Here is a 14,014-nt window from a genome sequence, read left to right on the forward strand (position 1 = left end):
GGAGCCGTGCCGTCAGGCGCGGCCCTGCAGGATGAGGTTCCAGTAGACCCAGGGGAGCAGGTAGCGGTCGGCGAGGAAGGTGATGCGGCGCTCCCTCGCAAGGCCCTTCCAGAAGGGGATGGTCGGCTTCGGGCGGTAGCGGTCGTCGAACTCGGCGAAGACGACGGTCGAGCGCGAGACGACGAAAGGGCAGACCGAGTAGCCGTTGTAGACCTGGGGGAGCGGCTTCCCCTGGCGCGCGGCGACGAGGTTCTTCGCCAGGGTCTTGGTCTGCTGCCGGAGCGCGCCACCCGACTTCGAGTTCGTGGTCGCCGCCGCGTCGCCGAGCGCCCAGACCTCGGGATGGCGGGGGTGGCGCAGCGTCAGCGGGTCGACCTCGACGAAGCCGCCCGTGCTCCCCTCCGCCACGAGCCCGGTGCCCGCGAGCCAGTCCGGTGCGGACTGCGGCGGGACCGCGTGCAGCACGTCGTAGGAGAGCGTCTCCCGCTGCTCGGAGCCGACGTGCCCGGCGTCGTGGTCGACACCCAGCTGCGCGCGGCGGCCGTCCTCGCCCGCGATGACGACCGTCCGCTTCTCGGCGTCCACCTCGACCAGCTCGCGGCTGAAGCGCACGTCGATCCCGTACTCCGCCACCTTGCGCTCGAGCTCCGCGTCGATCAGCGGCATGCCGAACATCGTGGGTGTCGGCACGACCAGCACGACGTGGACGTCCGCGAGCACGCCGGTCTCGCGCCAGTAGTCGCAGGCGAGGTACATCGGCTTCTGCGAGGCTCCCGAGCAGGTGGCGGGTCCGCTGGGCTGGGTGAAGACGACGGTGCCGGAGCGGACCCCGCGGAGGACACTCGAGGCTTTCCGCGCGTACTCGAACTCGTAGTTCGAGACGCCGACCGGCGACGCCATCGCCTCCGTCAGCCCGGGCACCGCGGACCAGTCCTTCTGGATGCCGGGGCAGACGACGAGGTCGCCGTAGCCGACCCGCCGACCGGAGGCGAGCACGACCGACTTCGCAGCGGGATCGATGGCCTCGACACGGTCCCGGATCCAGGTGACTCCCTTCGGCGTCACCGAGCCCTGCGGCCGGGTCGCCTTCGAGGCGGGAGCGGTGCCGCCGGCGACGTGGGAGAACATCGGCTGGTAGAGGTGCGTCTCGCGCGGCTCGATCACCGCGACGTCCGCCACCCCGTAGCGGCGGAGGCGCCCCGCGACCGAGAGTCCCGCGTTCCCCCCGCCGATGATCAGCACGTCGTGTCGGTCGGTCGTGGTGCCCGCAGCGGTCATGCCGCCACCCTAGGTCGGACCTCCGACACGGGCGCGGGCTTCCGCGAGCCGTCCCGACGTGCATCCCCGCCGTCAGCCGCGCTTCCGCCAGCCCAGACGCGGCACCCGGCTCAGCGCCCGCTGCTCCGGCAGGCTCCAGCCGTAGCGCACCGCCAGCAGCCGGATGACGGCCGTGACCAGCACCGCGATGGGCGCCGCGTAGTCGATCACCATCCCGAACCGCAGCGCGACCACCAGCACGACGGTGCCGGCGGTCGCCGCGATCGCGTAGAGCGAGCCCACGTGCATCAGCGCGATCGGCCGGTTCAGCAGGATGTCGCGGATCACCGAGCCGCCGACGGCCGAGACGGTGCCGACGAACACGGCGGGCACCTCCGGCACGCCGAGCGAGAGCGCCTTCGTCGTGCCGATGGCGCCGAAGAGCCCGATCGTCAGCGCGTCGAGCGCCGTGATCGTGCCGTCGACCCGGTTGAGCACGTGCTGCAGCAGCATGCCGAAGAGCGAGGCCGTCACCGCGACGAGCAGGTAGGCGTTGGTGTGCAGCGCCACGAGCGGGGTCTGCAGCAGCAGGTCGCGCAGCACACCGCCGCCGAGGCCGGTCGCCGTGCCGATGATGGTGACGCCGAGCAGGTCGATCCGGCGGTCGCGGAACTCGCCGGCGAACATCGCGCCCTGCAGGCAGCCGATCGCGATGGCGAGGAGGTCGGCCCAGGCGGGGATCTCGAAGAGGGAGGCGGCCACCGAGCCATCGTTCCACGGGCGGGAGGGGGCGGGTGCCGGTCCACCGCGGGGTTGTCAGGGGTGGGGAGGATAATCGAGCGCATGCCCACCTACCGTGACGAAGCCGTCGTGCTGCGCACCCACAAGCTGGGCGAGGCCGACCGCATCGTGACGCTGCTCTCGCGCAGCCACGGCAAGATCCGCGCGGTCGCCAAGGGCGTGCGCAAGACCGGCTCCAAGTTCGGCTCGAGGCTCGAGCCGTTCATGGTCGCCGACCTGCAGCTCTACGAGGGCCGGAGCCTCGACATCGTCACGCAGGCCGAGTCGCTCGGCGCGTACGGCGCGATCATCGCGGCCGACTACGACAGCTACACCGCGGCGAGCGCCATGGTCGAGACGGCCGACCGCCTCACCGACGCCGACGCCTCGCTGCAGCAGTACCTCCTACTCGTCGGCGCCCTGCGCTCGCTTTCGAAGCACGAGCACGAGCCGGTGCTCACGCTCGACTCCTACCTGCTGCGCGCGCTCTCGATCGCCGGCTGGGCGCCGAGCTTCGAGGACTGCGCCCGCTGCGGCGCCCCCGGCCCGCACGGCGCGGTGGTCGTCCAGCTCGGCGGGGTCGTCTGCGAGGACTGCACGCCCCCCGGCGCCCCGCGCGTCGCCCCGGAGGTGGTCGTCCTCCTCGGCGCCCTGCTCACGGGAGACTGGGAGCACGCCGAGACGACGGAGCCCTCGACCCGCTCCCGAGCGAGCGGCGTGGTCGCCGCCTACACCCAGTGGCACCTCGAGCGCGGACTGAGATCTCTGGAGCACGTCACCCGATGAAGCCGTTCACCCACAGGGACGCCGTCCCGTTCCGCCCCCTCGACTGGACCGGCGTGCACCCGCCGGAGCTGCCGCGCAAGGCGGTGCCCGAGCACGTCGCGATCGTGATGGACGGCAACGGCCGCTGGGCCAACTCCCGCGGGCTGACCCGGGTGGAGGGGCACAAGCGCGGCGAGGCGTCGCTGCTCGACGTGGTCGCGGGAGCGATCCAGATCGGCGTCAAGCACCTCAGCGTCTACGCTTTCTCGACCGAGAACTGGAAGCGCTCGCCCGACGAGGTGCGCTTCCTGATGGGCTTCAACCGCGACGTGCTGCACCGCCGCCGCGACCAGCTCAACGAGTGGGGCGTCCGGGTGCGCTGGGCCGGCCGGAAGCCGCGGCTCTGGGCGTCGGTCATCAACGAGCTGCAGTACGCCGAGAAGCTGACCGAGGGCAACGACGTCCTCACGCTCACCATGTGCGTCAACTACGGCGGCCGCACCGAGATCGCCGACGCGGTGCAGCGGATCGCCGCCGAGGTCGCCGCGGGCAGGCTGAAGCCGTCCGGCATCACCGAGAAGACGATCGGCAAGGCGCTCTACCTGCCCGACATGCCGGACGTCGACCTCTTCGTGCGCTCCTCCGGCGAGCAGCGCACCAGCAACTTCCTGCTCTGGCAGAGCGCCTACGCCGAGATGGTCTTCCTCGACCGGCTCTGGCCCGACTTCACCCGCGAGGACCTCTGGGGCGCGATCGAGCACTACGCCGGCCGCACCCGCCGCTTCGGCGGCGCCGTGGACGTGCCGGGGGCGTCGTCATGACCGGCGGGAGGACCGTCCGCGTCGGGCTCGTCGGCTACGGGCTCGCGGGGCGGATCTTCCACGCGCCGTTCGTCGAGGCGGACTCCGACTTCGACCTGGTCGCGATCTCGACGAGCGATCCCGAGCGAGGGGCGGCGGCGACGGCCGCGCATCCCGGCGCACGGATCGTCCCCGACCTCGACGCGGTGCTCGCCGAGCGACCCGACCTGGTGGTCCTCGCGACGCCGCCCTCCGTGCACCGCGAGCAGGCCGAGCAGGTGCTCGCCGCCGGCGTCGCGGTCGTGATCGACAAGCCGTTCGCGCCGAGCACGGCCGACGTCGACGCGATCCTCGCCGCCTCCGAGGCGGGCGGCGCGCCCGTGTTCGTCTTCCAGAACCGCCGCTGGGACGCCGACTTCCTCACGCTGCGCCGGCTGCTGGGGGAGGGCGCGCTCGGCGACGTGATCCGCTTCGAGTCGACGTTCGAGCGCTGGAGCGCTCCGAAGACCGGGCGCTGGCAGACGGCGATCGGACCGGCACGGGGCGGCGGCATCCTCTTCGACCTCGGCAGCCACCTCGTCGACCAGGCCCTGGTGCTCTTCGGTCCGGCCGTCGTCACCGCGGCGGAGACCCGCGTCGTGCACGCGGGCGGCGCGAGCGAGGACGACGCCTTCGTCTCGCTGCTCCACGAGTCCGGAGTGCGCTCGCACCTGACGATGAGCCGGATCGCCCGCGCCTCCGCCCCGCGCTTCCGGGTGCTCGGGACGCGGGCTGCGTTCTCGGTCGACGGCCTCGACCCGCAGGAGGGCGCGCTGCGCGGCGGCGGCGCCACTCCGCTGGACGAGGACTTCGGCGTCGTCCCGCCGGGCGCGGAGGGGATGCTGGCCGACGAGCGCGGCACGACGGCCGTGCCGAGCGAGCGTGGGAACTACGCCGCCTTCCTCGCGGGAGTCGCCCGCGCCCTGCTCGACGGCGCTCCGTCACCCGTCGACGTGCAGGACGCTCGAGCAGTGGTCGCGCTGATCGAGCAGGCCCACGCCCTCGCCGCGCGGTGACGCACGACGCGCCCGGTCCTGCCGCGAGGTTGGCGATCCGGGCGTCGAGGGGGATCCTCGGAGGGTGAGCACCGCACCCCCGGCCCCCGCCGACCTCCGAGCGCTCTTCCCCGGCGCCCGCGGGTACCACAACGCCTGCACGCTGGGCCTGCCGCCTCGCGCGACCGCCGAGGCCCTGCGCGCGGACCTCGACGAGTGGTCGGCCGGCTGCGGCACAGCCGCGGGCTACGGAGCGGTCGCCGAGCGCGCACGAGCCTCCTTCGCGCAGATCGCCGGAGTGCCGGTCGACCGGGTCGCGATCGGCTCGCAGACCTCGGCGATGGCCGCCGTGCTCGCCGCCTCGCTCCCGGACGGAGCGCACGTCCTCTGCGTCGACGGCGACTTCTCCTCCATCGTCTTCCCCTTCCTCGCCCAGGCCCACCGCGGCGTCGTCGTGCGCTCGGTGCCGCTGGAGGCGCTCGCCGATTCGGTCGAGGACGCCGACGACCTCGTCGTCTTCTCGGCCGTGCAGTCCAGCAGCGGGGCGCTCGCCGATCTCGACGCGGTCGTCGAGGCCGCCGCCCGCCACGGCGTGCGCACGGCCTGCGATCTGACCCAGGCCGCGGGCGTGCTGCCGGTGGACGCCTCCCGCTTCGACGCGACCCTCACCCACGCCTACAAGTGGCTCTGCTCGCCGCGCGGCGTGGCCTTCCTCACCGTCTCGCCCGAGTACGCGGCCGAGCTGCTGCCGGTGCAGGCCGGCTGGTACTCGGGGGAGGACGTCTGGTCCTCCTGCTACGGGCCCGCGATGCACCTCGCCGAGAACGCCCGGCGCTTCGACGTCTCGCCCGCCTGGCAGGCGTTCGTCGGGGCGGAGGCGTCGCTCGAGCTGTTCCGCTCGCTCGACCTCGACGCGGTCTGGGCGCGTGCCTCCGGGCTGGGCGATCAGCTCTGCGAGCGCCTCGACCGCGCGCCGCAGCACCGCGCGATCGTCTCCTGGCCGGACGAGGACGGCGCCGATCTGGCGCGCCTGCAGGCCGCAGGGCTACGCGTCTCGGGCCGGGGCGGACGTCTCCGCGTCGCCTTCCACCTCTGGAACGACGAGTCCGACGTCGACGAGCTCGTCCGGGTGCTGCGGGAATAGCTCCCCGTCGCCGCGGTTGTCCTCGGAGTGAGCGAAGCGCAGACCCCCATCACCGTCGACATCTGGTCCGACATCGCGTGCCCCTGGTGCTACATCGGCAAGCGCAAGTTCGAGCGCGGGCTGGCGGCGTTCCGTGCCGCGCACCCCGACGCGCCGGAGGTCGCGGTCGAGTACCGCAGCTTCGAGCTGTCGCCGGAGACGCCGGAGGACTACCGCGGCGGTACGGCCGAGTTCCTCGCCCAGCACAAGGGCGTCCCGCTGGAGCAGGCACAGCAGATGCTCGACTCCGTCACCGCGATCGCGGCGGGGGTCGACCTCGACTACCACTTCGAGTCGGTCGTGCACGTCAAGACCGTCCGGGCGCACCAGGCGCTGCACCACGCGAAGGCGAACGGGCTGCAGCTCGAGCTGAAGGAGCGACTGCTCCGCGCCTACTTCGTCGAGGGGCGCGACCTCGCGGACTCCGACGTCCTGGCCGCCCTCTCCGCCGAGGTCGGGCTCGACGCCGACGAGGCTCTACGCGCGCTGGACGAGCAGCGGCACCTCGCCGACGTGCAGTCCGACATCGCGCAGGCCCGGGAGTACGGGATCAACGGGGTGCCGTTCTTCGTGCTCGACGGCCGCTTCGGGGTCTCCGGCGCGCAGGAGCCCACCGCGTTCACCGAGGTGCTCGAGCACGTGCTGTCGCAGCGGGCGGTCGTCGCGTGAGCGAGCCAGTGCCGAGCGGGCCGTTCGAGATGCTCGGCGCGACTGACGTGCCCGTCTGCGAGGACGGGGTCTGCGAGGTCCCGGCGTCCGCGGCTCCCGCTGTCAGCGAGCAGGCTCCTCGATCGTGATGTCGGCGACCGTCGCGCCGTAGGCGGCGATCAGCGCGTCCGCGTCGACGAAGGCGCTCCGGCCGCTCGTGCCGGCGCCCAGGGCGATCCGGCGGCCGACGACCCGCTCGTCCGCGACGACGGGCCAGGCGGTGGTCGAGCCGATCGGCGTGATCGTGCCGCGGCGGTAGCCCGTCGCCTCCAGGGCCACCGACTCGTCGGGCAGCCGGAGCTTGTTCACGCCGACCACCGCGCGCAGCAGCGGCCAGGAGATCTGCCGGCCGCCGGGCACCAGCGCGAAGACGAAGCCGCCGTCGTGGCGCTTGACCACCAGTGATTTCACGATCGAGCCGGGCTCGATGCCCAGCAGCTCGGCCGCCTCGGCCAGGCTGCCGGCCTCCGGGCGGTCGACGATCTCGACGTCGAGTCCGCGCTCGCGCGCATCCGCCTCGAACCGCGCCGGGCCGTCCTCCACAGTGCGGTCCTCCGCGGTGCCGACCTCCGTAGCTCCGTCCTCCACAGTGCCGTCCTCCACAGTGCCGTTCCCGTCCATCCGTCCCCACCTCTCCGCTCGTTCGCCTTCCCCAACACAGGATCTGGGAGAATCGATACCGATGTCCTCCACTCTCATGGCCGCACCGCCCGCGCGCACCGCGCCGGCGCTCCGGATCGGCCCCCTCGAACTCGACGCCCCCGTCGTCCTCGCGCCCATGGCCGGGATCACCAACACCGCGTTCCGCCGGCTCTGCCGCGAGTTCGGCAACGGGCTCTACGTCAGCGAGATGATCACCTCCCGCGCGCTCGTCGAGCGCACCCCGGAGTCGATGCGCCTCATCCGCCACCACCCCAGCGAGAAGGTCCGCTCGATCCAGCTCTACGGGGTCGACCCGAAGACGGTCGCCGAGGCCGTCACCATGCTCGTCGCCGAGGACCGCGCCGACCACATCGACCTCAACTTCGGCTGCCCCGTCGCCAAGGTCACCCGCAAGGGCGGGGGAGCGGCCCTGCCGTGGAAGCTCCCGCTGTTCCGTCAGATCGTCGAGGGCGCGGTGCGGGCCGCGGGCGACGTCCCGCTGACGGTCAAGATGCGCAAGGGCATCGACTCCGACCACCTCACCTACCTCGAGGCCGGCCGGGCCGCGGAGGGCGCGGGAGTCGCGTCGATCGCGCTGCACGCCCGCACCGCCTCCGAGTTCTACAGCGGCCAGGCCGACTGGTCGGCGATCACGACCCTCAAGCAGGCGATCTCGAGCGTCCCGGTGCTCGGCAACGGCGACATCTGGTCGGCCGAGGACGCGCTGCGGATGATGAGCGAGACCGGCTGCGACGGCGTCGTCGTCGGGCGCGGCTGCCTCGGCCGCCCCTGGCTCTTCGGCGACCTCGCCGCTGCCTTCGCGGGCTCGGACGAGCGCTTCACACCGACCCTCGGCCAGGTCGCCACGGCCTTCCGCCGGCACGCCCAGCTGATCTGCGAGTTCTTCGAGAGCGAGGAGCGCGGCTGCCGCGACATCCGCAAGCACGTCGCCTGGTACTTCAAGGGCTACCCCGTCGGCGGCGACCTGCGCGCGAAGATGGCCTCCGTGGTCACCCTCGCCGAGCTCGACGAGCTGCTCGCCACCCTCGACCCGGACGTGCCCTACCCGGGCGAGGCGGCCGAGGGCCAACGCGGCCGCGCCGGCTCGCCGAAGACGCCGTCGCTGCCCGACCGCTGGCTCGAGTCCCGCGAGCTGAACGCCGACCAGCGCGACGCCGTCGCGGCCGCCGAGATCCACCACAGCGGTGGATGACCGCGCGCTCTGGGGGTACTCGCTCGTCGACGTCGAGCGGTTCCTGCCGGAGGACCACAGCACCCGCCGCTCCGACTTCGCCCGCGATCGCGCCCGGCTCTTCCACTCCAGCTCGCTCCGCCGCCTCGCGGCGAAGACGCAGGTGCTCAGCCCGACCGCCGGCGTCGACTTCGCCCGCAACCGACTGACGCACTCGCTCGAGGTCGCCCAGATCGGCCGCGAGCTCGCGACGAGCCTCGACCTCGACCCCGACGTCGTCGACACCGCCTGCCTCGCGCACGACATCGGCCACCCGCCGTTCGGGCACAACGGCGAGCGCGCCCTCAACACCTGGGCCGAGTCGATCGGCGGCTTCGAGGGCAACGCCCAGACCTTCCGGCTGCTGACGCGGCTCGAGGCGAAGGTGTTCGGCGAGGACGACCGCCCGTACGGCCTGAACCTCACCCGCTCGAGCCTCGACGCCAGCTGCAAGTACCCGTGGCCCGACACCCGCTCCGTCGCCGACCCGTCCGGCCGCGCCAAGTACGGCTTCTACGCCGACGACGAGCCGGCCTTCACCTGGATGCGCGAGGGCGCCCCCGAGGGCGTCCGCTGCATCGAGGCCGAGGTGATGGACCTCTCCGACGACATCGCCTACTCGGTGCACGACTTCGAGGACGCCGTCTTCTCCGGCTACATCGACGTCGCCGCGCTCGGCTCCCGCGTGGACCACGACGACCTCGTCGAGTCGATGCACTCCTGGGTCGGCGGCGAGATCGGCCACGACGAGCTCGTCGCCGCCTTCGACCGCCTCGACTCCCTCGACGTCTGGGTCGACTCCTGGGACGGCTCCCGCCGAGACCAGGCCCGGCTGAAGAACCTCACCAGCCAGCTCATCGGCCGCTTCGCCGCCTCCGCCACCGAGGCCACCCGCGAGGCCTACTCCCACCCCGACCTCGTCCGCTTCGGCGGCCACGTCGTCGTGCCCCGCGAGCAGCAGGCCGAGATCGCCGTCCTCAAGGGCATCGTCGCCACCTTCGTGATGTCGCGGAACACCCGTCAGCCGATCTACGCCCAGCAGCGCGAGGTCCTCACCCGCCTCGCCGACACCCTCCTCGAGCGCGGCGCCGGCGCCCTCGACGCCGGCTTCGCCGAGGACTGGAACGCCGCCGGCACCGACGACGCCCGCCGCAGGGTCGTCGTCGACCAGGTCGCCAACCTCACCGACCAGAGCGCCCTGAGCTGGTTCGAGAGGCTGTGCCACTGAGCTCGCCGGGCGCAGCCCGGCTCGCTCGGACGCCGGTCCCCGCCCGGCGTCCGCGCAGTCGGCTCCTCGGGGTGGTGCGTTCCGCAGAGCGGAGCGCGGACGCCCAGCGCGATTCGCTGGCACGCGAATCACGCGTTCGGCTGCACCCTGCGCCGTGCCCGCCGGTCGGCTGAGCTTTCCGGCATCCATGCTGGTCGAGTAGGGCGCGGAGCGGCCGTATCGAGACCGACGAGTCCGGTTCGGTGGGAAGCCCATGCTGATCGAGTAGGCCGCGCAGCGGGCGTATCGAGATCCACCAGCGTCAGCAGGACGAGTCTGCAGACCCGCTCTGCTGATGACGGTGGGTCTCGATACGCCGCGTTCCGCGGCTACTCGACCAGCATGTGCGCGGGAGGCGGGTGCGCCGTTCGGCGCTCCTCCTTGCTGGTTCCGCGGCTACTCGACCAGCATGTGCGCAGGAGGCGGGTGCGCCGGTCGGCGCTCCTTCCTGCTGGTTCCGCGGCTGCTCGGCCGGCAGGGGAGGGGCGGAAACGGCGCACTCGGCCGGGGGGCGGGTGGCGGCGGATACGATGGGAGGCATGCCTCGGATTCGACAGACGGATGTCGAGGAGGTCAAGGCCAGGGTCAACATCGCGGACGTGGTCGGCGAGTACGTCACCCTGAAGTCGGCGGGCGTCGGCTCGCTGAAGGGGCTCTGCCCGTTCCACGACGAGCGCAGCCCGAGCTTCCACGTGCGCCCCCAGGCCGGCTTCTACCACTGCTTCGGCTGCCAGGAGTCGGGCGACGTCTACAGCTTCGTCATGAAGATGGACCACACCTCGTTCAGCGAGACGGTCGAGCGGCTCGCCGGCCGCATCGGCTTCCCGCTGCAGTACGAGGAGGGCGGCGGCCAGGCCCCCGAGACCGGCGGACGCGCCCGGCTCATCGCCGCGAACAACGCCGCCGAGGAGTTCTTCCGCGAGCAGCTCGCGACCCCCGGCGCCGACGTCGGCCGCCGCTTCCTCGGCGAGCGCGGCTTCGACCGCGCCGCCGCCGACCGCTTCGGCGTCGGCTTCGCCCCCGACGGCTGGGACGGCCTGACCACCGCACTCAAGCGCCGCGGCTTCTCCGAGGAGGAGCTCACCACGGCGGGCCTCGTCAGCAGCAGCAACCGCGGCGGCGTCTACGACCGCTTCCGCGGCCGCCTCGTCTGGCCGATCCGCGACGTCACCGGCCAGACCGTCGGCTTCGGCGCCCGCCGCCTGCTCGAGGAGGACAAGGGTCCGAAGTACCTGAACACCCCCGAGTCGCCCGTCTACCACAAGTCGCAGGTCCTCTACGGGCTCGACCTGGCCAAGCGCGACATCTCCCGCGGCCACCGGGTGGTCGTCGTCGAGGGCTACACCGATGTGATGGCCTGCCACCTCGCCGGCGTCACGACTGCGGTCGCCACCTGCGGCACCTCCTTCGGCGTCGACCACATCAAGGTCCTGCGCCGCGTGCTCGGCGACGACAGCGGGGTCGGCGAGGTCGTCTTCACCTTCGACCCGGACGCCGCCGGCCAGAAGGCGGCGATGCGCGCCTTCCAGGAGGAGCACCGCTTCGCCGCGCAGACCTTCGTCGCCGTCGCGCCCGAGGGCCTCGACCCGTGCGACCTGCGCCTCAACCGCGGCGACGACGCCGTCCGCCGGCTCATCGACGACAAGAAGCCGATGTTCGAGTTCGTCATCCGGCAGCTGCTGGCTCGCTACGACCTCGACACGGTCGAGGGCCGGATCGCCGCCCTGCGCGCCGCCGCGCCCGTCGTCGCCGAGATCCGCGACCCGGCGCTGCGCCCCGGCTACTCCCGCGAGCTGGCCCGGATGCTCGGCCTGGACATGTCCGAGGTCAACTCCGCCGTCCGCTCCGCCGGCTCGCGCGCGCGCAACGCCCCGGGCGGCCGGGACGAGCGCCCGCAGGAGGACGCCCCCGAGGCGCCCGCCGGCGCCCGGATCGCCGACCTCCCCGTCGACGTCGTCACGCGGATCGAGCGCGAGGCGCTGATGGCCATGCTCCAGCTGCCGCAGGTGATGGGGGAGTCGCTGCTCGCCCGGGCCGCGCACGCCGCCGTCACGAACGAGACCCTCCGCGTCGTCCGCGACGCCGTGGTCGCCAACCTCGAGCGCGCGCAGGACCGCGACTGGGTCGAGCACGTGGCGGCCGACGTGCCCGGGCCGTTCGCCTCGCTCGTGCACCAGCTCGCCGTGGCGCCCATCCCGGCCGCCGACGAGGCCGGCCTCGCCCGCTACTCGAAGGACGTCGCGATCTCGCTGATCGAGCGCGACCTCCTGCGCGAGATCGCCGAGCTGCGCGGCGCCCTGCAGCGCGCCTCGACCGACCCCGTGCTCTCCCGCGCCGTGCAGGTCCGCCTGGTCGAGCTGGAGCGCGAGAAGCGGGCCCTGCGCACCGAATGAGGGCGCCGCGGGTGCCCCGTGCCCTCGATGAGGGACGTGTTGCAGTCGTGTGAAGAAAGCGCTCGACGGCCCGCGCCGGTTCGGAGAGCGCTTCCGCATGTGTTACCACTGAGGAACAGCAATGCGGGCGCTCAGCGTCGTGGCCCCCGTGCGCCCAGAGAACACCGCGCGCCTGAAGGACAGTGCGCCGGATCGACACCGCTCCGCACGGACCCCGTGCGCGACGGACTCTGCGCCGCGGGACCGCGTTCCACGCCGAGGTCCGCATCCGATTTCTGACAGGAAGAGGCAGACGGAGATGACATCCGGATTCACTCGCGGTTCGCGGGCACTCGGCACGGCAGCAGGCTTCGCCGCGGTCGCGCTCGTGCTGGCGGGCTGCTCCGCCGGCGGCGGGGACTCGACCGGCGGCGCGGCCGGCGGCACGCTCACCATCGGCACCACCGACAAGATCACCACGCTCGACCCCGCCGGTTCGTACGACAACGGCTCCTTCGCCGTGATGAACCAGGTGTTCCCGTTCCTGATGAACACCCCCTACGGCAGCCCGGACGTCGAGCCCGACATCGCCGAGTCGGCCGAGTTCACGGCGCCGACCGAGTACACGGTCACGCTCAAGGACGGCCTGAAGTGGGCCAACGGCCACGACCTGACCTCCTCGGACGTCAAGTTCTCCTTCGACCGCCAGGTCGCGATCGCGGCCGAGAACGGCCCGTCGTCGCTCCTCGCGAACCTCGACAGCGTCGCGGCGCCGGACGACACCACCGTCGTCTTCACGCTGAAGTCGGAGAACGACCAGACCTTCCCGCAGATCCTCTCGAGCCCCGCGGGCCCGATCGTGGACGAGGAGGTCTTCTCGGCCGACGAGCTGACCGCCGACGCGGACATCGTCTCGGGCGACGCCTTCGCCGGGCAGTACACGATCGCCAACTACGACGTGAACAACCTCATCCAGTACAAGGCGTACGACGACTACCAGGGCGTGCTCGGCGCGGCGAAGACCGGCACCGTCAACGTCAAGTACTACGCGGACAGCTCGAACCTCAAGCTGGACATCCAGGAGGGCAACATCGACGTCGCGTACCGGAGCCTCTCCGCGACCGACGTCGAGGACCTCCGCGGGAACGACGCGGTCAAGGTCGTCGACGGTCCCGGCGGCGAGATCCGCTACATCGTCTTCAACTTCGACACGCAGCCGTTCGGCGCGACGACCGCCGAGGCCGACGCGGCCAAGGCTCTCGCCGTCCGCCAGGCCGCGGCCGATCTGATCGACCGCCAGGAGATCGCCGACCAGGTCTACAAGGGCACCTACACCCCGCTGTACTCCTACGTCCCCCAGGGCCTCACCGGCGCGACCGAGTCCCTCAAGGGCCTCTACGGCGACGGCCAGGGCGGTGTCGACGCCGACAAGGCGGCCGCCACGCTCCAGGCCGCGGGCGTCACCACCCCGGTCACCCTGAACCTGCAGTACTCGAACGACCACTACGGTCCGTCCTCGGGCGACGAGTACGCGCTGATCAAGGACCAGCTCGAGTCCACCGGCCTGTTCACCGTGAACCTGCAGACGACCGAGTGGGTCCAGTACTCCAAGGACCGCTCGAGCGACGTCTACCCGGCGTACCAGCTCGGCTGGTTCCCGGACTACTCCGACGCCGACAACTACCTGTCGCCGTTCTTCATCAAGGAGAACTTCCTCGCGAACCACTTCGACGACGCCGACGTGCAGAGCCTGATCGCCGAGCAGGTCTCCACCACCGACGCCGATGCGCGCACCGCGCTGATCGAGGAGATCCAGGACAAGGTCGCGGCGCAGCTGTCGACCCTGCCCTACCTCCAGGGCTCGCAGGTCGCGATCGTCGGCAGCACCGTGAGCGGAGCCGAGGACACCCTCGACGCCTCGTTCAAGTTCCGCTACGCGGCGCTCAGCAAGGGCTGATCCACCCCTCCGGCCGGC

The 14,014-nt window shown here is 72.2% G+C and carries 12 protein-coding genes; 9 read left to right on the top strand and 3 right to left on the bottom strand.

Annotated features, from left to right (window positions below; translation table 11 throughout):
* Positions 1–12 precede the first annotated feature (12 nt).
* Together MT355_RS07405 and MT355_RS07410 are read right to left on the bottom strand one after the other, a co-directional pair.
* Positions 13–1,278: an NAD(P)/FAD-dependent oxidoreductase gene (locus tag MT355_RS07405; RefSeq protein ID WP_243599054.1), complete on the bottom strand. Its 1,266-nt coding sequence runs from the start codon at positions 1,276–1,278 to the stop codon at positions 13–15.
* Positions 1,279–1,350: 72 nt separating this feature from the next.
* On the bottom strand, positions 1,351–2,019 hold the full coding sequence (locus tag MT355_RS07410; RefSeq protein ID WP_243586590.1) for a trimeric intracellular cation channel family protein: 669 nt from the start codon (positions 2,017–2,019) through the stop codon (positions 1,351–1,353).
* Positions 2,020–2,100: 81 nt separating this feature from the next.
* Here MT355_RS07410 and recO point away from each other — a divergent pair, with 81 nt between their 5' ends.
* The 5 genes from recO to MT355_RS07435 all read left to right on the top strand — a co-directional run bounded on the left by recO (position 2,101) and on the right by MT355_RS07435 (position 6,488).
* Positions 2,101–2,823, top strand: a complete 723-nt coding sequence (gene recO, locus MT355_RS07415; protein ID WP_123445629.1) for a DNA repair protein RecO — start codon at positions 2,101–2,103, stop codon at positions 2,821–2,823.
* Positions 2,820–3,623 (top strand): isoprenyl transferase, encoded by an 804-nt coding sequence (locus MT355_RS07420; RefSeq protein WP_123703114.1) that lies wholly within the window; start codon positions 2,820–2,822, stop codon positions 3,621–3,623. Before recO ends, MT355_RS07420 begins: the two co-directional genes overlap by 4 nt.
* Complete coding sequence (locus tag MT355_RS07425; RefSeq protein WP_243599055.1) at positions 3,620–4,657, top strand: Gfo/Idh/MocA family oxidoreductase; 1,038 nt, start codon at positions 3,620–3,622, stop codon at positions 4,655–4,657. The genes MT355_RS07420 and MT355_RS07425 overlap by 4 nt, the downstream gene beginning before the upstream one ends.
* A 64-nt stretch (positions 4,658–4,721) precedes the next feature.
* The gene (locus MT355_RS07430) at positions 4,722–5,780 is read left to right on the top strand and encodes an aminotransferase class V-fold PLP-dependent enzyme (RefSeq protein ID WP_243599056.1); all 1,059 of its coding nucleotides are present in this window, start codon (positions 4,722–4,724) and stop codon (positions 5,778–5,780) included.
* A 27-nt stretch (positions 5,781–5,807) separates the two neighbouring features.
* Complete coding sequence (locus MT355_RS07435; RefSeq protein WP_123735461.1) at positions 5,808–6,488, top strand: DsbA family protein; 681 nt, start codon at positions 5,808–5,810, stop codon at positions 6,486–6,488.
* A gap of 102 nt (positions 6,489–6,590) precedes the next feature.
* Here the strand turns inward: MT355_RS07435 and MT355_RS07440 are convergent, their stop codons facing one another.
* The gene (locus MT355_RS07440; protein WP_243599057.1) at positions 6,591–7,148 is read right to left on the bottom strand and encodes an aminoacyl-tRNA deacylase; all 558 of its coding nucleotides are present in this window, start codon (positions 7,146–7,148) and stop codon (positions 6,591–6,593) included.
* A 61-nt stretch (positions 7,149–7,209) separates the two neighbouring features.
* Between MT355_RS07440 and dusB the strand changes: the two genes are divergently transcribed.
* The 4 genes from dusB to MT355_RS07460 all read left to right on the top strand — a co-directional run bounded on the left by dusB (position 7,210) and on the right by MT355_RS07460 (position 13,996).
* A complete protein-coding gene (gene dusB / locus MT355_RS07445; RefSeq protein ID WP_243599058.1) occupies positions 7,210–8,382 on the top strand; it encodes a tRNA dihydrouridine synthase DusB in 1,173 nt (390 codons plus the stop codon).
* A complete protein-coding gene (locus MT355_RS07450; protein ID WP_243599059.1) occupies positions 8,375–9,628 on the top strand; it encodes a deoxyguanosinetriphosphate triphosphohydrolase in 1,254 nt (417 codons plus the stop codon). The genes dusB and MT355_RS07450 overlap by 8 nt, the downstream gene beginning before the upstream one ends.
* Before the next feature lie 578 nt (positions 9,629–10,206).
* Positions 10,207–12,060, top strand: coding sequence for a DNA primase (gene dnaG, locus MT355_RS07455; RefSeq protein WP_123445638.1), 1,854 nt, complete (start codon positions 10,207–10,209; stop codon positions 12,058–12,060).
* A 298-nt stretch (positions 12,061–12,358) separates the two neighbouring features.
* Positions 12,359–13,996 (top strand): ABC transporter substrate-binding protein, encoded by a 1,638-nt coding sequence (locus tag MT355_RS07460; RefSeq protein WP_127886292.1) that lies wholly within the window; start codon positions 12,359–12,361, stop codon positions 13,994–13,996.
* Positions 13,997–14,014 lie beyond the last annotated feature (18 nt).

The sequence above is a fragment of the Rathayibacter sp. VKM Ac-2929 genome (assembly GCF_022815495.1).
Lineage (GTDB): Bacteria > Actinomycetota > Actinomycetes > Actinomycetales > Microbacteriaceae > Rathayibacter > Rathayibacter festucae.